Here is a 19,531-nt window from a genome sequence, read left to right as displayed (position 1 = left end):
GTCCCCGACCACGTCGCCGACCTCCCCGCCGCCCACCTCGGGGCCGTGGCCGCCATCGGCGTCGTTCAGCAATCCGGTGCTCTGGCAGGACTTCGCCGACATCGACATCATCCGGGTCGGGGATGTGTACTACTACTCGGCCTCGTCGATGCACTACTCGCCGGGCGCACCGATCCTGCGCTCGTACGACCTGGTCAACTGGGAGTTCGCCGGGCACTCGGTGCCGAATCTGGACTTCGACTCGGCCGCGTACAACCTCTCCGGCGGGCGGGCATACGTGAAGGGAATCTGGGCGTCGGCATTCAACTACCGGCCCAGCAACCAGACGTTCTACTGGATCGGCTGCACCGAGTTCAACCGCAGCTACGTCTACACGGCCACCACTGTGGAGGGCCCGTGGACGAAACGGTCGCGGATCAACAACTGCTACTACGACTCCGGTCTGTTGATCGACGACAACGACACCATGTATGTCGCCTACGGCAGCACCAACATCAGCGTGGCGCAGCTTTCCGCCGACGGTTTGTCGCAGGTCCGCGCGCAGCAGGTGTGGACATCGCCGTCGAACATCGGCTACATCGAGGGGGCCCGGTTCTACAAGCGCAACGGGTACTACTACATCTGGCTCACCAAACCGGCCAACGGCCAGTACGTGCTGCGCTCGCGCAGCCCGTTCGGCCCGTACGAACACCGGGAGGTGCTGCTGAACCTGCCCGGCCCGATCACCGGCGAACCGGGTTCGGTGCCGCACCAGGGCGGCATGGTGGAGACCCAGAACGGTCAGTGGTACTACATGGCCTTCCTCGACGCGTATCCCGGCGGACGCATCCCCACCCTGGCGCCGATCAACTGGGTGGGGGACTGGCCGGTGCTGCAGACCGTCAACGGCCGGTGGGGCGCGACCTACCCGTACCCGAACGTGCCCCGACCGCCCCGGCAGGTCAAACCGATGATCGGATCGGACACCTTCGCCGGCAGCACGCTGGGTCCGCAGTACGAGTGGAACCACAACCCGGACAACGCCCGTTGGTCGGTCAACAACGGCCTGCGATTGCAGACCGCCACCGTCACCAACGACCTGTACCAGGCCCGGAACACCCTGACCCACCGCATCCAGGGTCCCTCGTCGACCGCCACCATCGAGCTGAACTATTCCGGCATGGCCAACGGGGACCGGGCCGGACTGGCGATGCTGCGGGACTCCTCGGCCTGGATCGGTGTTCGGCGTGACAACGGCGCCACCCGGGTGGTGATGACCAACGGCCTGACCATGAACTCCAGTTGGCAGACCACCGGCACCGGCAGTGAGCAAGCCAGTGCGGCCGTTTCCGGCGGGCGGATCTGGCTGCGCGTCAACGCCGACGTCAGACCTGGCTCAGGCCGTCAGGCCCGCTTCTCGTACAGCACCGACGGCAGTAACTTCGTCAGCCTCGGACCGGCGTTCACGCTCAACCATGCCTGGCAGTTCTTCATGGCGTACCGGTTCGGGATCTTCAACTACGCCACCTCGGCCCTGGGTGGCTCGGTCACCGTCGACCGGTTCGACATCACCACGCCGTAGTAGGACCGGGCGAGTCGGCACCGGCCAGGATCATCGCGACCTGGCCGGTGTCGGTGCTGGGCGCCACCGCGCACCTGGACCCGCCGGGAGCCGCCCCGCTGATCCGGGCACGGCCGGCCGCACGCGATTGCCACCCTACCGATGGGCCCTCGTCTGAACCGGTTGGCGCGGTAGCCCGTAGCAGACGACAACGGGCGTGACGGTCGTACCGCCGGGGTACTGGTCCGGCAGCGTCGAGGCGGGAGGATGCGGTGGCGGCAGGTGGCGGAGGGCAGCGGCAGGGGAGGCTAGCCGGCCTGGCGGTGGCGCTGGTGGCGGCGGCCGCCTGCATGGTGGAGCCGGTCGACACCCCGGCGGCGCCGACTGAGCCCCGGCAGCCGGCGTCGCCGAGCGGCGAGGTGACCCGGGCCGACGGCACCGACACCGTCGAGGAGTTCCGGCAGGACATGGCCGACGCCCAGCGGCTCGCCGAACAGTACTGGAAGGAGCAGTTCGAAGGCTCGTCGTTCCGCCCGATCCGGCAGGTCATCCCGTACCAGCGGGACGGCGAGATCTCCTGCGGCGGGCAGGAGGTACCCCGCAACAACGCGGTCTACTGCACCGTGAGCGACTACATCGCGTACGACATCAACTGGTCCTTCGGGGCGTTCCGGCAGATCGGCGACGCGTTCGTGTTCTACCTGCTCGGTCACGAGTACGCCCACGGCGTGCAGACCCGGCTCGGCATCAGCTACAACTTCACCATCCAGCAGGAGTTGCAGGCCGACTGCATGGCCGGGGCGTACCTCGGCGACTCGGTGCGCTCCGGGCGCCTCACCCTCGACGACGGTGATCTCGACGAGTTCAACGAGGGGCTGTTGGCCGTCGGCGACGACCCCGGCCAGCCGTGGTTCGCCGAGGGCTCGCACGGCACGCCCGAGCAGCGCTCCGAGGCGTTCTTCCGTGGCTACGAGCGGTCGCTGTCCGCCTGCGGTCTCAGTTGACGGAGGTCACTGCGGTCGACGCCGGCCGGTGCCGGCCGCGGCCCGGCTGACAGGATCGGCCGGGTACCCGTAGGTGCCCGGCCGATCAGCAAGGTCGCCACCGCCAGCCGAGGAGGACCCGGTGACCCGCCACCATCCCGCCGCCGTGCTGTTCGACATGGACGGCACACTCGTCGACAGCGAACGGCTCTGGGACGTCGCGTTGGCCGAACTCGCGCAGACGTACGGTGGCACCCTCTCCGCTGCCGCCCGCCGCGCCATCGTCGGCACCGCCATGGCCGACTCGATGCGCATCCTGCACGACGACCTGGGTCAGCCGCACCGTGACCCCGAGGCCAGCGCCGACTGGGTCAACACCCGGATCCTGGAGCTGTTCCGCACCGGGTTGCAGTGGCGACCCGGTGCGCTGGCGTTGCTCGGCGCAGTACGGCAGGCGCGGATCCCGACCGCCCTGGTCACCTCCAGCGGCCGGGCCCTTGTCGAGATCGCCCTGGACACCCTGGGCCGGGACAGCTTCGACGTGGTGGTCTGCGGCGACGAGGTCGACTCGACCAAGCCGCACCCGGAGCCCTACCTCACCGCCGCCCGGCTGCTCGGAGTGCCGATCGAGCGTTGCGTGGCGATCGAGGACTCACCGACCGGCGTGGCCAGCGCGGCGGCGGCCGGAGCCGCGGTGCTGGCCGTACCGGCGGAGGTGCCGCTCACCCCCCGCGCCGGGGTCCACCAACTGGAGAGCCTGCTCGCCGTGGATCTGGAGCTGCTGGCCGGCCTGCTGCCCCGCACCCCCGCCTGACCACCCCGGCCGGCCCGTGCGTCTGGCTGGCCTGTGCGCTTGGCTGGCCTGTGCGCTTGGCTGGCCCGTTCGCCTGGGTCGGAGCATCCCCGCCTGTGACCGCCGGGTGCTCGCCGTTGGGTGTTAAGAAGGGCCCCCTTTACTACGCTAGGCGTTAAAAGGGGGCCCCTCCTTGCACCTCAGTCGTGGGCGATGGCGCCGAGGACGTTGATGCGGGCGGCGCGGATCGCCGGCAGGACCGCGGCGATCACCCCGATCAGCGCGGCCAGGCCGAGGAAGACCCCCATCTGGCCCCAGGGCAGCACCAGCTCGGTGATCCCCTCGTCCTTGAGCGCCTCGACCACCGCGGCACCCAGACCGCTGCCGACGACCACGCCGAGCAGCGCGCCGAACACCGAGATGACCACGGCCTCCACGGTGATCATGCCCATGGTCTGCGACCGGCGCAGGCCGATGGCGCGCAGCAGGCCCAGCTCACGGGTCCGCTCCAACACCGACAGGGCAAGGGTGTTGATGATGCCGAGCACGGCGATCACGATGGCCAGGGCCAGCAGGATCTGGATCATCTGGAGCAGCCCGTCGAGCTGACCGGTCTGCTCCTCCAGGAACGCCTCCCGATCGGCGACCGACACCTCCGGGCTGTCCGCCAGCAGCGCCTCGATCCGCGGCAGCACGTCGCTGACGCTGGTGCCGGCTTCGAGCTGGATGAAGGCCTGGCTCGGCTGGGTGACGCTGAAGTTGCGGGCGGCGTCGGCCGGCAGCATAACCGGGCCCAGGATCGGCGAACTCTCGTAGATGCCGGTGACGGTGTACGTCTGCGCGTCGCCCCGGGCGAACTGCACAGGCACCGTCGAACCGACCGACAGCCCGCGCGACTCCGCCGTGTCCGAGCTGATCATCATCTGGCCGGGTGCCAACCGGTCGATGTCGCCGGCGGTGGCCTCGGCGCCGTAGATCTGCCGCATCGCGGCCGGCTCGGTGACCGCGCCCACCCAGGCGCGTTCGTCGCCCACCAGCGCCTGGTCCACGTACTGGCCGTCGACCATGCGGACCCCGGGGATCGCCTTGGTCTCGGTCAGCACCGCCGGGTCGAAGGTCGGCGGTCGGGGTCCGCTCTGCACCCCGGCGATGACCAACTCCGCCTTGACGTTGTCCTGGATCAGCCCGGTGATGCTGCTCTTGGCCGAGTCGAGGATCACCGTGATGCCGGTGACCAGCGCGATACCGACCATCAGCGCGGCGGCGGTGATCGCGGTACGGCGCGGGTTGCGGCCGGAGTTGAGCCGGCCCAGCTTGCCCGGCACCCAACCGGCGAAGACCGCACCGAGCGCCGCCACCACCGGCTTGCTGATCAGCGGCGTCAGCAGGGCCACCCCGATGAACGAGAACAGCACGCCGCCGAGGATGGTGGCCAGGGTGTTACCGCCCGCGTGCCCGCCCAGACCGAGGAAGAGCAGGGTGGCCCCGACGGCGGTCACCAGCGCCCCGGCGACGGTGATCTTGGTCAGCGGCCGGTCGGGCGTGGCCACGTCCTGCATCGCCGCGATCGGTGGGATCCGGGCGGCACGCAGCGCCGGCAGCAGCGCCGCCAGCACGGTGATCACCAGGCCGACGCCGAACGCGCCGATGACCGCCGCGGCGGGCACCGCGACCCCGGCCAGGACCAGCCCACCGGCGAGGTTGCCGAACAGGTACGCCAGCAGCGCGCCGATGCCGATGCCGGCGGCCAGGCCGAACACCGAGGCGATCAGCCCGACGGCGATGGCCTCCAGCACCACCGAACCGATGATCTGCTTACCGCTGGCCCCGACCGCCCGCAGCAACGCCAGTTCCCGGGTGCGCTGCGCCACGATGATCGAGAACGTGTTGAGGATCAGGAACGTGCCGACCAGCAACGCCACCGCGGCGAAGCCCAGCAGGATCCGGTTGAAGAAGGCCAGCCCCTCCTTCAGCCCCGCGGCCGCGTCGGCGGAGAGCTGCTCACCGGTCTTCACCACGTAGCCGTCGCCCACCGCCGCGGCCACCGAGTCCCGCAACCCCTCGGCGGAGACGCCGTCGGCGGCGGTCACCACGATGCTGTTGTAGACATCCGGCTCACCCAACATCAGCTGCTGCGCCACCGGCGTGGTGAACATGACCTCGTTGACGCCGCCGAGGGAGTCCCGGTCACCGCTGTAACCGAAGATGCCGACGATGGTGAAGTCCTGGCGCGGCTCCAGGGTCAGCACGCCCACCCGGTCACCGAGCGCCACCTTGCCGGCGTCCGCCAACCCCTTGTTGATCACGATCTCGTTGTCTGCCTGCGGCGCGCGGCCCTCCCGCAACTGCACCAGGTCGCTCTCGCCGGTCCAGTTGCCGCCGAGCTGCGGCGCGCCGAAGGAGGTGACCGCCTTACCGTTGCTGCCGATCAGCCGTGCCCCGTCGGTGGAGACCACACCGGTGGCCTCGGCCACCCCGTCCACCGCCCGCACCGTCTCCAGCGCGGTGGCCGGGAAGGGCCCGGAAATCTGCTGGCCCTCCATCTCGCCGACCTCGAGCTTCGGCTTGGCCGCCACGTTGACGTCGACCTCGGCGTACGCGTCGGCGAACAGCGAATCGAAGGAACGGCCGAGGGTGTCGGTGAGCACGAAGGCACCGGAGACGAACGTGACGCCCAGCACCACCGCCAGGCCGGACAGCACCAGCCGGACCTTGCGGGCCAGCAGGCTCTTCAGAGTCGCCCGGAACATCAGCCGGCCACCTCGGCGGGCGTGTCCAGCTTCTTCATCGTGTCCAGCACCGTCTCGGCGGTCGGCTCGATCAACTCCGAGACGATCTGCCCGTCGGCGAGGAAGACCACCCGATCGGCGTACGCGGCGGCCGTCGGGTCGTGGGTCACCATCACGATGGTCTGGCCGTGCTCCCGCACCGAGTTACGCAGGAAGTTCAGCACCTCCGCGCCGGAACGCGAGTCCAGGTTGCCGGTCGGCTCGTCGGCGAAGATCACCTCGGGCCGGGCGACCAGCGCCCGGGCGCACGCCACCCGCTGCTGCTGACCACCGGAGAGCTGCGCCGGCCGGTGGTCCAGCCGGTCCCGCAGCCCGACCGTCTCGATCACCACGTCGTACCAGGCCGGGTCCGCCTTGCGGCCGGCGATCGACAGTGGGAGCAGGATGTTCTCCTTGGCCGTCAGCGTCGGCAGCAGGTTGAACTGCTGGAAGATGAAGCCGACCTTGTCCCGCCGCAACTTCGTCAGGCCGGCGTCACCCAGCCCGGTGACGGTGGTGTCGCCGACGTGCACCGTCCCCCGCGTCACCGTGTCCAGACCGGCCAGGCAGTGCATCAGCGTCGACTTGCCGGACCCGGACGGCCCCATGATCGCCGTGAACCGGCCGCGCTCGAACTCGGCGCTGACCCCCCGCAGCGCGATGACCTGCGCCTCGCCGCTGCCGTACACCTTCCACACGTCGCTCGCGCGGGCTGCCACCGATGCCGGCTGGCCTGTCGTAGCGGTCACGTCACGTACCTCTCCGTCGCTGTCGAATCGCGCCGCCCCCGCTGGCCCGGCGCGAGTCCATCATCTGTGCTGCCCGACGCCGATCCGTCCGACTCCGGGCGGAGCCGAAGCGGAATTCCGGCTGCGGGTATCCCCGACCCCGACTCAGGGTTGTCCCCGACCCACGGCGGTCGACCGGTGTCACCTGTCGACTCGGGTGATCCTGAACCCTCCCGTTGCTGGAGGGTCAACCGCATTACGCAGTTGATCGTCACGGTACGTGACGGATGCAACGGGCACGTTACGCCCCTGGTCGGACCAGGCCCGTCTCGTACGCCAGCACCACCGCCTGTACCCGGTCCCGCAGCCCGAGTTTGGTCAGCACATGCCCGACGTGGGTTTTGATTGTGGTCTCGCTCACCGACAGCGTCCGGGCGATCTCGGCGTTGGACAGGCCCCGGGCGACCTGCACCAGCACCTCCCGCTCCCGGTCGGTGAGCGTGCTGAGCGCCTTCGGTGGCGCCGCCGCCGGGTCCGGCAGCATGTCGGCGAAGCGGTCCAGCAGCCGACGCAGGATCCGCGGGGCCACCACCGCGTCACCGCCGGCCACCGTGTGGATCGCGGTGACCAGGTCCTCGGCCGGCACGTCCTTGGCCAGGAAACCACTGGCGCCGGCCCGTAGCGCGCCCACCACGTACTCGTCCAGGTCGAAGGTGGTCAGAATGAGCACCCGCACCGGCAGCCGGGCGTCGACGATGGCCCGGGTGGCGGTGACGCCGTCCATCCTGGGCATCCGGATGTCCATCAGCACGACGTCGGGCAGCAGCCGGCGGGACAGGTCCACCGCCTCCACCCCGTCGCCGGCTTCGGCCACGATGTCCAGGTCCGGCTCGGCGCCCAACACCATCCGGAAACCGGTACGCAGCAGCGGCTGGTCGTCGGCGAGCAGGATGCGCACCGGTCGGGTCGGCGCCGTCGGGTCCGCCATCTGCTCCTCCGAGGTCCGCAGGCGCCTCACCGGGCGTCTGCCAGGGGTTCGACCGGAATCCGCGCGTACACCCGGTAGCCGCCGCCGGGCCGCGCGCCGGTCCGTAGGACACCACCGTAGAGGGCGACCCGCTCCCGCATCCCGACCAGGCCGTGCCCGACCCGCTCGGTGCCCGGCGACGGTCCCCGGCCGGTGTCGGTCACCTCGACCTCCAGGGCGTCGCCGGTGAAACTCACCCGCACCTGCGCGGTGGCCGTGCCGGCATGCTTGAGCGTGTTCGTCAACGCCTCCTGCACGATCCGGTACACGGTCAACGCCTCACCCTCCTCCAGCGACCCCGGGGTGCCCTGCACCGCGAGCGTCACCGGCAGCCCCGCCTCGCGGACCTGCTCGGTGAGCGCCTCGATGCTGGCGATGCCCGGCTGCGGCGCCAACTCGGCCGCCGGCTCCGCCTCGGTACGCAACACGTCGAGCAGCCGACGCAGCTCCCGCAGGGTGGCGCGACTGGTCTCCTCGATGGTGCCGATCGCCTCGTCGGCGGCGTCCGGGTCACGACGCAGCACCCGCCGCACACCGGTGGCCAGCACCCCCATCACGCTGACGTGGTGCGCCACCACGTCGTGCAGCTCCCGGGCGATGCGCCGCCGCTCGTCCGCGACCGCCTGCGCGGCCAGGGCACGCTGGGTGGCCTCGGCGATCCGGGCCCGCTCCCGCAGCGCCTCCGTGGAGGAGCGGCGGGCGTGCACCGTGCGCCCCACCGAGAACGACACGATTCCCACCAGCAGGTTGTTCGCCACCAGGTAGGCCGCGCTGACCTGCGGCAATACCTCCGACGGCACCAGCGTGTTCACCAGCGCCACCGGCACCCACAGCAGCACGGCGGCCACCACCGCCGGCCGCGCCGGACGGTACGCGGCAAGTGTGTAGGTGAGCACGACGAACGTGAAGCTCTGCGACGCCGGCGCCACCTGGGTCGTGACCGGCAGGACCAGGGTCGCCACTGCGGCCAGCACCGCCGGCCACGGCGCCAACCGACGCAGCACCACCGGTGCCGCGCACAACAGACTCCAGCCCAGCGCCGCCGGCAGCGACCGCGGCCAGAACTCCCGCGGCGTCAACAGGGTGAACACGACCTCGCCCAGGACCAGCCCGACGGCCAGCAACGCGTCGCCGGCCAGCGGACGCTGGCGCAGCCACTTGCTCAGCGGTGTACCCACGCCCCGACGCTAGCCGCCCTGACCCGAGAAAGATCGTCTTGGGTGGTGAAGCCACCCTCATCCCTGGGGAGGAGGGTCACTCGTCGGCACCCGGTTGCGCCGGACGGGACCGGGCGTCGCGCAGCGGATCAGGTGCCGCCGGCTGCTCCGGAAACGGCGGGGGAGTGCCGCCGTAGCTGGGACACCGCGCCTGGTGGCTGCACCAGTCGCAGAGCCGGCTCGGCCGGGGTCGGAAATCACGCGCCGCCGTCGCCTGCTCGATCGCCCGCCACAACGCCACCACCGTGCGCTCGAAGCGCACCAACTCCTCGGCGTCGGGGGCGTAGTCGCACACCTCGGCGTCCTTGAGATAGAGCAGCCGCAACACCCGGGGCACCACACCCCTGGTGCGCCACAGCACCAGCGCGTAGAACTTCAGCTGGAACAACGCCCGCGCCTCGAACGCCTCCCGCGGCGCACCGCCGGTCTTGTAGTCCACCACCCGCAGCGCCCCGTCCGGCGCCACATCGAGCCGATCCAGGTAGCCCCGGATCAACAGCTCATCGTCGACCACGGCGGAGATCAACGCCTCCCGCTCGGCGGGCTCCAGCCGGCGCGGATCCTCCACCGCGAAGTAACCCTCCAGCAGCGGCGCCGCCGAGCGCAGGAACTCCGCCGGATCGCCGTCGGCGAACAACCCGGCCAACTCCGGCTGCTCGGTGACCAGCCGGTCCCACTGCGGGGCGACCAGGTCACCGGCCGCCTCCGGGGTGCGCCCGGCCGGCGGCAGGTCGAACAACCGCTCCAGCACGGCATGCACAAGCGTGCCCCGGGCCTGCTCGACGGTGGGCCGCTCGGGCAACCTGTCGATGCTGCGGAACCGGTAGAGCAGCGGGCAGGTCTTGAAATCCGCGGCCCGCGACGGTGACAACGAGGCCCGCACCGTGGCCGGGAGCTGCGTCGAGGTCGGCACCTGCTCACTGATCACCGGATCCGCCGTCATGACCCGGAAGAGTAGGGCACCGGTGTGACAGCAGCGCCGCCGCCGCACCGGTACGTGATCTCCCGCCGCGTAGCATCAGTGCGATGGAGCGCAGCAGCCAACCGCGGCCGGGCCGGCGCCCCGGCATCCAGGTGGGTCGGGTCTTCGGGGTGCCGCTCTACCTCAACGCCTCGATCCTGCTGCTCGCGTTGCTGATCACCGTGCTCTACGGCCAGCTTGCCGGTCAGCGGTTGCAGCTGTCGCCGGTCGGCGGCTACCTGGTCGGCGCCGGATTCGTGGTGTCCCTGCTCGCCTCGGTGCTGGCCCACGAACTCGGCCATGCCCTCACCGCCCGCCACTTCGACATAGGTGTGCGGGGCATCACCCTGGAACTGCTCGGCGGATACACCGAGATGGACCGGGACGCCCCCACACCCCGGGTGGAACTGCTGGTCTCACTGGCCGGCCCGGCGGTCTCCGCGGTGCTCGGCGTGGCCGCGGTCGCCGCGACGCTGGCCCTGCCCGATCGCACCGTGGCCGACCAGCTCGCCTTCCAACTGGCGGCCAGCAACATCATCGTCGCGCTGTTCAACATCCTGCCCGGGCTGCCGCTCGACGGCGGACGGGCGCTGCGCGCCCTGATCTGGACGCTCACCCGGGACCGGCACCGGGCCACCGAGGTGGCCGGCTGGGCGGGCCGCGCCCTCGCCGTCGGCACCGCGCTGGCGGTCGCCCTGCTCTACGCCATCGACGTGCTGAGCCTGCTGGCGCTGCCTCTGACGGCGCTTGTCGCGCTCACCCTCTGGCACGGCGCCGGACAGTCGATCAGGATCTCCCGGATCAACCGCCGGCTTCCCCTGATCGACCTGGCCCGACTGGCGCGCCCGGCCCTCACCGTGCCCACCGGCACCCCGCTGGCGGAGGCACAGCGACGCGGCGACGAGGCGGAGGCGACGGCGAGCCAGAGCGTCGCGCTGCTGGTGACCGACTCCGCCGGTCGACCCGTGGCCGTGGTCGACCCGGCCGCCGCGGCGGCCGTACCGCCGGCCCGGCGACCCTGGCTCGCCGTCGACGCGGTCGCCCGCTCGGTCGCCGACCTGCCGACGATGCCGGTCGCCACCCAGGGGGAACGGGTGCTGGAGACCGTACAGGCGCACCCGGGCGCGCAGTACCTCGTGACGGCAGGCGAAGATGTGGTCGGCATCCTGCACATCGCGGATCTGGCGCAACTGCTCGAACCTCACCGGAAGATGAACACGTGACCGTGACCCACTCCACCCCGGCCGCCGCGGACACCGACGTGCCCGCCGACACACCACCGGCGCCCGCCGTGCGCCGTGGGCCGTTCCGGCCCGGCGACCGGGTGCAGCTGACCGACCCCAAGGGGCGGATGCACACGGTCACCCTGGAACCGGGCAAGGAGTTCCACACCCACCGGGGCATCCTCCACCACGACGCGCTGATCGGCCTGCCCGACGGCAGCGTGGTCAGCACCGCAGGTGGCGGCACCGCGTTCCTGGCACTGCGCCCGCTGCTGTCGGACTACGTGCTCTCCATGCCCCGCGGCGCCCAGGTGATCTATCCCAAGGACGCCGCGCAGATCGTCGCCATGGGCGACATCTTTCCCGGAGCCAAGGTGCTGGAGGCCGGTGCCGGCTCCGGCGCGCTGAGCTGCTCGCTGCTGCGCGCCGTCGGCACCACAGGCGAACTGCACTCGTACGAGCTGCGCGACGACTTCGCCCAGATCGCCCGCCGCAACGTCGAGGCGTTCTTCAACGCGCCACACCCGGCCTGGCGGCTGCACGTCGGAGACGTCGCCGACTGCGAGGAGACCGGTTTCGACCGGATCATCCTGGACATGCTCACCCCATGGGAGAACCTCGACATGGTCGAGCGCGCCCTGCTGCCCGGCGGGGTGTTCATCGGCTACGTGGCCACCACCCCACAGCTGTCCGAGCTGGTGGAGGCGTTGCGGGAGCGCGGCGGCTGGACCGAGCCGCGGGCCTGGGAGTCGCTGGTACGCGACTGGCACGCCGAAGGGCTGGCGGTCCGCCCCGACCACCGCATGATCGCCCACACCGCCTTCCTCGTCTCCGCGCGTAAGCTCGCACCCGGGGTCACCGCACCGCCGCGCCGACGCAAACCCAGCAAGGGCACCGAGGCGTACGCGCAACGCCGGCAGGCGCTGCGCGAGGCGGAGGCGGCCCGGCAGGCGGCAGGCGACGAGACACGACCGGACGCGACGCGGGAGGCGGACAGGCCGTGACGGCGGATTGGGGCGGCTGGGCGTGAACGGGCTGATCCTTCGGGCGGGTCGGTGGTGTTCGGCGGTGACGGCATGAGCCGTCCCGGGTTCGGCGGTGGGGACCTGCCCGCGGTCTTTCCCGACTGGTCGCCCTACACCGACCTCGAATCGGCGGCCCGCGCCTACCTGCGTGACCCGGACGTCGCCCTGGAGGCGCTCGGTGGCGTGCTGCGGGGGGCCTCGGTGCTCGGCTTCACCCTGGAACGCTTCGTCAACGAGGTGAACGGGGTGTGGCAGGAGGTCGTCGTCTGCGACGGCAGCCGGCTGGTGCTGTGGCACGGCGAGGACGTGCCGGCGGGGGAGGGACCGCCCGGCTCGATGACCTCGTCACTGCGGGTGGTGCCGGTCTCCTCGGTCACCGAGGTCGGCTGCCGCCGCCGGCTGTTCCGCCATGACAACGGCGAGATCCGGGTCGACAGCATCGACGTCTATCTGCTGCTGACCTCACTGGACGAGACCCCACCCAGCGAGGAGACCGCCGGCGCGCCGAGACACGACGCGTTGCGGTTCGGCAAGACCCTCGACGACGGCGGTGCCGGCCAGATCGCCCGGCTGGAGGAGTTCGCCCGGCTGGTCGCCTCGGTCGTGGGTCGCCCGCTGCTGTAGCGGGTGATCGCTGCGACGCCGCTCAGTCCTCGGCCTCCGGGCCGGCCACCTCGACGCCGTCGCTGCCCCGGACCACGTGGATGCACTCGCCCGGACATTCCTTCGCCGAGTCGATCACCTCGAGGCGCAGGTGCTCCGGCACCTCCACCCGCTCGCCGGGCGCCTGCCGCAACTCACCGTCGGGGCCCTTGACGTACGCCAGGCCGTCGACGTCGAACTCGAACACCTCCGGCGCGTACTGCACACACAGCCCGTCGCCCGTGCAGAGATCCTGGTCCACCCAGACCTGCAACTGATCGGTCGCGACCTCGGCCACCGGCGCACCCCCCATGTTCTCCCGTCCCACGCCACGACGGTACCCGAATGCCCGTACCCGCCCACCAACCCACCCGTGGCGATCAAGCTTCGGTGACGGGCGCGTTGCGGAGGACCGAATCGGGCTCATAGCGGCTAGTGTTAGGTCAGAACGTTCAAGCCCCCCGGGGAGGTGGGACGTGGCACGCAGCGACGACGCGGACTCGCGCGCCGCACGGTGGGAGAAGGAGGCCCACGATCTCTCCACGCAGGTCGCGTTCCTTCAAGAGGAACTCGCTCTGGTGCGGCGCAAGTTGACCGAAAGCCCCCGACACGTCCGGCAGCTCGAGGAGCGGCTGGCCGCCACCCAGGCGCAGTTGGCGCGGCTGACCGAGAACAACGAACGGCTCGTGAGCACCCTCAAGGAGGCTCGCGCGCAGATCGTGACGCTCAAGGAGGAGATCGACCGGCTCGCCCAGCCACCGAGTGGTTACGGCGTTTTCCTGGCCAAGCACGACGACGGCACGGTGGACGTCTTCACCGGCGGACGCAAACTGCGCGTGGCCGTATCTCCCTCGCTGGAGGCCGATGAGCTCCAGCGAGGCCAGGAGGTCCTGCTCAACGACGCGCTCAACATCGTCGACGCGTTCGGCTACGAGCGGGTCGGCGAGGTGGTCATGCTCAAGGAGATCCTCGCGGGTCCCGACGGCGCACCGGGCGACCGGGCGCTCGTGGTCTCGCACTCCGACGAGGAACGGATCGTGCACCTGGCCGAGACCCTGATCGGCAGTGCGATCCGGGCCGGCGACTCGCTCATGATCGAGCCCCGCTCGGCGTACGCCTACGAGCGGATCCCGAAGAGCGAGGTCGAGGAGCTGGTCCTGGAGGAGGTGCCCGACGTCGACTACACCGACATCGGCGGCCTCCACTCCCAGATCGAGCAGATCAGGGACGCGGTGGAACTGCCGTTCCTGCACGCCGAGCTGTTCCGTGAGCACCAGCTCCGCCCGCCGAAGGGCATCCTGCTCTACGGGCCGCCGGGCTGCGGCAAGACCTTGATCGCCAAGGCGGTCGCCAACTCGCTGGCGAAGAAGATCGCCGAACGGCGTGGCGAGGAGAAGCACACCAGCTTCTTCCTCAACATCAAGGGCCCCGAGCTGCTCAACAAGTACGTCGGCGAGACCGAGCGGCACATCCGGCTGATCTTCCAGCGGGCTCGGGAGAAGGCCGGCGAAGGCACTCCGGTGATCGTGTTCTTCGACGAGATGGACTCGGTCTTCCGGACCCGTGGCTCCGGTGTCTCCTCCGACGTGGAGAACACCATCGTGCCGCAGCTGCTCAGCGAGATCGACGGCGTGGAGGGGCTGGAGAACGTCATCGTCATCGGCGCCTCCAACCGGGAAGACATGATCGACCCGGCGATCCTCCGCCCGGGCCGACTCGACGTCAAGATCAAGATCGAGCGTCCGGACGCCGAGGCGGCCAAGGACATCTTCTCCAAGTACATCCTCTCCGGGCTGCCGCTGTCCGCGGACGACCTGGCCGAACACGGTCAGGACGCCCAGGCCACCGTCGCGGCCATGATCGACGCGGTGGTCCTGCGGATGTACTCCGAGACCGAGGAGAACCGCTTCCTCGAGGTCACCTATGCCAACGGCGACAAGGAAGTCCTCTACTTCAAGGACTTCAACTCCGGCGCGATGATCCAGAACATCGTCGACCGGGGCAAGAAGATGGCCATCAAGGAGTTCCTCACCTCCGGCCGCAAGGGATTGCGCCTGCAACACCTCCTCGACGCCTGCGTCGACGAGTTCCGCGAGAACGAGGACCTGCCCAACACCACCAACCCGGACGACTGGGCCCGGATCTCCGGCAAGAAGGGCGAACGGATCGTCTACATCCGCACGCTCGTCTCCGGCGGCAAGGGCACCGAAGCCGGCCGCTCCATCGAAACCGCGAGCAACACCGGCCAGTACCTCTGACCGTACGCACCACCGGGCCCGTGACGCCACGCGTCGCGGGCCCGTCGCGTATCCCCGCGCGGCGTCCCTCGTCGCGTCGATCTTGCAGTTTTGGTCGCCCTTACGGGTATTATGCGCGAAATGTCGCGACCGAAAGTGCAAGATCGCGGAGTGGTGGCGGGGCGCGCCGTCCACGGGAGGGCCCCGTGGGCGGGGGCGCGGACTACTCTCGACATGACGGGGGACCGGTCGGGCAAGCGGGAGCGGGTAGGTCGATGAGCGTAAGACGGATCATGGGTACCGAGGTCGAGTACGGCATCTCCGTGCCCGGCCAGGCCGGTGCCAACCCGATGGTCACCTCCTCGCAGGTGGTGAACGCCTACGGTGCCCGCCCGGAACTCAATCGGGGTGGCCGGGCCCGCTGGGACTACGAGGAGGAGTCGCCACTACGCGACGCCCGGGGCTTCACCTACTCCGGCACCGCGTACGACCCCGCCGAGGCGCTGGCCGACGAGGACCTCGGACTGGCCAACGTGATCCTCACCAACGGGGCACGGCTCTACGTCGACCACGCCCACCCCGAATACTCCACCCCCGAGGTGACCAGCCCGCGCGACGTGGTCCGCTGGGACAAGGCGGGGGAGCGGGTGATGGCGGAGGCGGCCCGCCGCGCCGGCACCATTCCCGGCACCGCACCGATCCACCTCTACAAGAACAACACCGACAACAAGGGTGCCAGCTACGGCGCGCACGAGAACTACCTCATGCGCCGGCAGACTCCCTTCGCGGACATCGTGGCGTACCTGACGCCGTTCTTCGTGACCCGGCAGATCGTCTGCGGCGCCGGGCGGGTCGGCATCGGCCAGGACGGCGGTCAGAGCGGCTTCCAGATCTCCCAGCGCGCCGACTTCTTCGAGGTCGAGGTCGGCCTGGAGACCACCCTCAAACGGCCGATCATCAACACCCGCGACGAGCCGCACGCCGACGCCGACAAGTACCGGCGGCTGCACGTCATCATCGGCGACGCCAACCTCTCGGAGATCTCCACCTACCTGAAGGTGGGCACCACCGCGCTGATCCTCACCATGATCGAGGAGAAGGCGCTCGGCCCCGACCTCGGCATCGCCGACCCGGTCGGGGAGCTGCGCGCGGTCAGCCACGACCCGTCCCTGACCCACCGGATGCGGCTGCGCGACGGGCGCCGACTCACCGCGCTGGACGTGCAGTGGGCGTACCTGGAGCGGGTGCGCGCCTTTGTGGACGACCGTTACGGCAGCGACGTCGACGAGCAGACCGCCGACGTGCTGGACCGGTGGGAGTCGGTGCTGGACCGGCTCGGCCGCGACGCCATGCTCTGCGCCGACGAACTGGACTGGGTGGCCAAGCTGCGCCTGCTGGAGGGCTACCGGGACCGGGAGAAGCTGGGCTGGGGCTCGCACAAGCTCCAACTGGTCGACCTCCAGTACTCCGATGTACGGCCGGAGAAGGGGCTCTACCACCGACTGGTCTCCCGCGGGTCGATGAAGACGCTGCTGACCGACGAGGAGAGCCGTACGGCGATGACCGAGCCGCCGGCGGACACCCGCGCCTACTTCCGGGGCCGCTGCCTGGCCCAGTACGCCTCCGAGGTGGTCGCCGCCAGTTGGGATTCGGTCATTTTCGACGTCGGACGGGAGTCGCTGGTGCGGGTGCCGATGATGGAGCCGGAACGCGGCACCAAGCGGCACGTCGGTGCGCTCTTCGATCGCTGCGCCAGCGCCAAGGACCTGCTGGAGACCCTTACCGGGGAGCGATGAGGAACTGCGGAAGACCCTGACCGGTCGACCGGCTGAAGGTGGGCCCGTCACGCGGTGGTTTTCGGACCGGCGCGCGGCGGGCTTTTCGTCGCTCCCGCGAGGTAAGTTCATCGCAGGGAGATCGTGGAGGAGGCAGCAATGGCCACTCGTGACAGCGGCGGTCAGTCGCAGTCGGGCAAGTCCCGGCAGGGCGAAGAGGTCGAGGACGTCACCGTCGAGGCGAACCCAGAGGTAGCCGAGCGGCACGCCGAGATCACCGAGGACGTCGACGACCTGCTCGACGAGATCGACTCCGTCCTCGAAGAAAACGCCGAGGAGTTCGTGAGGGGATACGTACAAAAAGGAGGTCAGTGAACATAGCGGAGCAAAACGGACATGCCAGGCTCTCTGGATGACGAAGATGGCCAGCGCCGCTGCCGTGACTGCGGAGAGTGGAAGGCGCTTGAGGAGTTCTGCTCAAGCAAGAAGCGCCCCAGTGGTCGCGGGAGCTACTGCAAGCCCTGCCACAACACTCGCACCCGAGAGACCAAGCAACGGCTCTACGGCGGTAACCGGGAGTACCACCTGCGGCGGCGGTATGGCATCGGGCAGCAGGAGGCCGATGAGCTGCTGGCTGAGCAGGGTGGGGTCTGCGGGGTCTGCGGTGACCCCGATCCGGAACATGTGGACCACGATCATCGCACCGGATGGGTGCGCGGGATACTCTGCTTCAACTGCAACGGTGGTCTTGGCCAGTTCCGTGACAGTCCGACGAGGCTGGCCCGGGCCATCACGTACCTGAGAGGAACCACGTGGCAGCGGGTTTTGATCCATCCGGGCGTCTACCAGATGTGTTCACCAACGCGGGGACGTCCTCCTTCACCTCGTTTCTGAGCAAGGTGGCCCCCGAGATGCTGCCCGGCCGCCGGGCGCTGCCCCCGGGGATGGCAGCCGATCTGGCTCCGCACGCCACCACGATCGTGGCCATCGCGGCTGCCGGCGGGGTGGTGATGGCCGGCGACCGGCGGGCCACCATGGGTAACCTGATCGCCCAGCGGGACATCGAGAAGGTGCACCCGGCCGACGCGTACTCGCTCGTGGGTATCGCCGGCACCGCCGGGGTCGGCATCGAGCTGATGCGGCTGTTCCAGGTGGAGCTGGAGCACTACGAGAAGATCGAGGGCGCGATGCTCTCGCTCGACGGCAAGGCCAACCGGCTCGCTTCGATGATCCGGGGCAACCTCGGCGCGGCCATGCAGGGGCTGGCCGTGATTCCGCTGTTCGCCGGCTTCGACCTGGCCGCGAAGGATCCGGCGACGGCTGGGCGGATCTTCAGCTTCGACGTCACCGGCGGCCCGTACGGTGAGACCGGCTACGACGCGATCGGTTCCGGTTCGCTCTTCGCCAAGTCGGCGCTGAAGAAGCGGTACCGGGCCGGGCTGTCCGTGGACGACGCGGTGCGGTTGGCGATGGAGGCGCTCTACGACGCGGCCGACGACGACACCGCCACCGGCGGGCCGGACCTGACCCGGCGGATCTTCCCGGTGGTGATGACCGCGACGGCGGAGGGCACGTACCGGCTGACCGACGCGGAGACGGCGGCGCTCGGTGAGAGCGTGGTCGCCGGCCGGATGGAGAACCCGGGCGGCTGAGCCGCCCCGCCCGTACTGAACCGCAGTTTTCCCGCACCGCGCCCGAAGGAGAGCCGCCGCCGTGGCCATGCAGTTCTACGCCTCGCCCGAACAGATCATGCGCGACCGTTCCGAGCTGGCCCGCAAGGGCATCGCCCGGGGGCGTAGCGCGGTGGTCCTGAGCTATGCCGGTGGGGTGCTTTTCGTTGCGGAGAATCTTTCCAGCGCTCTGCACAAGGTCAGTGAGATCTACGACCGGATCGGGTTCGCCGCGGTCGGCCGGTACAACGAGTTCGAGAACCTGCGCCGGGCCGGCGTGCGGATGGCGGATCTCAACGGCCTGAGCTACGACCGGCGCGACGTCACCGGTCTGGGGTTGGCCAACGCGTACGCGCAGACTCTCGGTGCCATCTTCACCGAGCAGTCGAAGCCGTTCGAGGTGGAGATCTGTGTCGCCGAGGTGGGTGCCACACCGGACGAGGATTCCCTTTACCGCAACACCTACGACGGCTCGGTGACCGACGAGCCTGGTCGGATGGCGATGGGTGGGCAGGCCGACGCGATCGCCGGGGTGTTGAAGTCGAATCATCGGCCGGACATGTCGCTCGGCGAGGCGGTGCGGGTGGCGGTGCAGGCGCTGGGCAGCGTCGGTGGTGAGGGCGGCGCGGCCAGGACCATCGCCGCCAACCAGCTGGAGGTGGCGGTGCTGGACCGCAACCGGGTGGGGCGTACGTTCCGGCGGATCACCGGGGCGGCGCTGACCGCGCTGCTCGACGGTGACGCGGCGGAGGAGTCCGGACCCGAGGCGGGGCGGGAGAAGACGCCGACCACGCCGACCGAGGAGGCGCACAAGCCGACCACCTCGGCCGGCTCCGCCGACCTGGAAGACAAGCCCGGCGACAAACCCACCACCTGACCCACTCCGCTCAGCCCCGGGCCGCGGCATCCGCCACCACCCGGGGCTGCCGCGTACCCCCACCC

The 19,531-nt window shown here is 70.2% G+C and carries 17 protein-coding genes and 1 pseudogene; 12 read left to right on the top strand and 6 right to left on the bottom strand.

Going from position 1 to position 19,531, the window contains the following annotated elements; all coding sequences use genetic code 11:
• The 3 genes and pseudogenes from C1I93_RS16335 to C1I93_RS16325 all read left to right on the top strand — a co-directional run.
• On the top strand, positions 1–1,561 hold a 1,561-nt coding region (locus tag C1I93_RS16335; protein WP_111244153.1), incomplete at its 5' end, for a glycoside hydrolase family 43 protein.
• A 245-nt stretch (positions 1,562–1,806) separates the two neighbouring features.
• Positions 1,807–2,544: pseudogene (locus tag C1I93_RS16330) on the top strand (neutral zinc metallopeptidase); the annotation flags it as partial.
• A gap of 145 nt (positions 2,545–2,689) precedes the next feature.
• A complete protein-coding gene (locus C1I93_RS16325; protein WP_111244152.1) occupies positions 2,690–3,337 on the top strand; it encodes an HAD family hydrolase in 648 nt (215 codons plus the stop codon).
• A gap of 179 nt (positions 3,338–3,516) precedes the next feature.
• On the opposite strand, the gene C1I93_RS16320 is transcribed toward C1I93_RS16325, so the two are convergent.
• The 5 genes from C1I93_RS16320 to C1I93_RS16300 form a co-directional block, all read right to left on the bottom strand.
• A complete protein-coding gene (locus C1I93_RS16320) occupies positions 3,517–6,066 on the bottom strand; it encodes an ABC transporter permease (RefSeq protein WP_111244144.1) in 2,550 nt (849 codons plus the stop codon).
• Positions 6,066–6,833, bottom strand: coding sequence for an ABC transporter ATP-binding protein (locus C1I93_RS16315; protein ID WP_111244143.1), 768 nt, complete (start codon positions 6,831–6,833; stop codon positions 6,066–6,068). The genes C1I93_RS16320 and C1I93_RS16315 overlap by 1 nt, the downstream gene beginning before the upstream one ends.
• A 280-nt stretch (positions 6,834–7,113) precedes the next feature.
• Positions 7,114–7,800: a response regulator gene (locus tag C1I93_RS16310; protein ID WP_111244151.1), complete on the bottom strand. Its 687-nt coding sequence runs from the start codon at positions 7,798–7,800 to the stop codon at positions 7,114–7,116.
• A gap of 26 nt (positions 7,801–7,826) precedes the next feature.
• Positions 7,827–9,017, bottom strand: a complete 1,191-nt coding sequence (locus C1I93_RS16305; protein WP_111244142.1) for a sensor histidine kinase — start codon at positions 9,015–9,017, stop codon at positions 7,827–7,829.
• A gap of 76 nt (positions 9,018–9,093) precedes the next feature.
• Positions 9,094–9,999, bottom strand: a complete 906-nt coding sequence (locus tag C1I93_RS16300) for a RecB family exonuclease (RefSeq protein ID WP_111244150.1) — start codon at positions 9,997–9,999, stop codon at positions 9,094–9,096.
• Positions 10,000–10,082: 83 nt separating this feature from the next.
• On the opposite strand from C1I93_RS16300, the gene C1I93_RS16295 reads away from it, so the two are divergent.
• From C1I93_RS16295 to C1I93_RS16285, 3 genes are all read left to right on the top strand, one after another.
• A complete protein-coding gene (locus C1I93_RS16295) occupies positions 10,083–11,240 on the top strand; it encodes a site-2 protease family protein (protein ID WP_111244141.1) in 1,158 nt (385 codons plus the stop codon).
• A gap of 2 nt (positions 11,241–11,242) precedes the next feature.
• Complete coding sequence (locus C1I93_RS16290) at positions 11,243–12,244, top strand: tRNA (adenine-N1)-methyltransferase (RefSeq protein ID WP_420811769.1); 1,002 nt, start codon at positions 11,243–11,245, stop codon at positions 12,242–12,244.
• Positions 12,245–12,316: 72 nt separating this feature from the next.
• Positions 12,317–12,889 (top strand): hypothetical protein, encoded by a 573-nt coding sequence (locus C1I93_RS16285; RefSeq protein ID WP_111244148.1) that lies wholly within the window; start codon positions 12,317–12,319, stop codon positions 12,887–12,889.
• A 22-nt stretch (positions 12,890–12,911) separates the two neighbouring features.
• Here the strand turns inward: C1I93_RS16285 and C1I93_RS16280 are convergent, their stop codons facing one another.
• Positions 12,912–13,205 carry a ferredoxin gene (locus C1I93_RS16280; RefSeq protein WP_111244147.1) on the bottom strand — a complete coding sequence of 98 codons (294 nt, stop codon included), beginning with the start codon at positions 13,203–13,205 and terminating at the stop codon, positions 12,912–12,914.
• A 178-nt stretch (positions 13,206–13,383) separates the two neighbouring features.
• Here C1I93_RS16280 and arc point away from each other — a divergent pair, with 178 nt between their 5' ends.
• From arc to prcA, 6 genes are all read left to right on the top strand, one after another.
• Entirely contained in the window at positions 13,384–15,165 is a 1,782-nt protein-coding gene (gene arc, locus C1I93_RS16275; protein WP_111244140.1) for a proteasome ATPase, read from the top strand.
• Positions 15,166–15,419: 254 nt separating this feature from the next.
• Positions 15,420–16,940: a depupylase/deamidase Dop gene (dop, locus tag C1I93_RS16270; protein WP_111244139.1), complete on the top strand. Its 1,521-nt coding sequence runs from the start codon at positions 15,420–15,422 to the stop codon at positions 16,938–16,940.
• Between the two features lie 138 nt (positions 16,941–17,078).
• Positions 17,079–17,294, top strand: coding sequence for a ubiquitin-like protein Pup (locus tag C1I93_RS16265; protein ID WP_013734319.1), 216 nt, complete (start codon positions 17,079–17,081; stop codon positions 17,292–17,294).
• A gap of 21 nt (positions 17,295–17,315) precedes the next feature.
• Positions 17,316–17,813: an endonuclease VII domain-containing protein gene (locus C1I93_RS16260; RefSeq protein ID WP_223256495.1), complete on the top strand. Its 498-nt coding sequence runs from the start codon at positions 17,316–17,318 to the stop codon at positions 17,811–17,813.
• Entirely contained in the window at positions 17,732–18,571 is an 840-nt protein-coding gene (gene prcB, locus C1I93_RS16255) for a proteasome subunit beta (protein WP_181445195.1), read from the top strand. Before C1I93_RS16260 ends, prcB begins: the two co-directional genes overlap by 82 nt.
• Positions 18,572–18,632: 61 nt before the next feature.
• Positions 18,633–19,466, top strand: a complete 834-nt coding sequence (gene prcA / locus C1I93_RS16250) for a proteasome subunit alpha (protein ID WP_111244137.1) — start codon at positions 18,633–18,635, stop codon at positions 19,464–19,466.
• Positions 19,467–19,531: the final 65 nt, after the last annotated feature.

It is taken from the genome of Micromonospora endophytica, from assembly GCF_003236305.1.
GTDB lineage: Bacteria > Actinomycetota > Actinomycetes > Mycobacteriales > Micromonosporaceae > Micromonospora > Micromonospora endophytica.
This window is presented reverse-complemented; position numbering and strand designations above follow the sequence as displayed.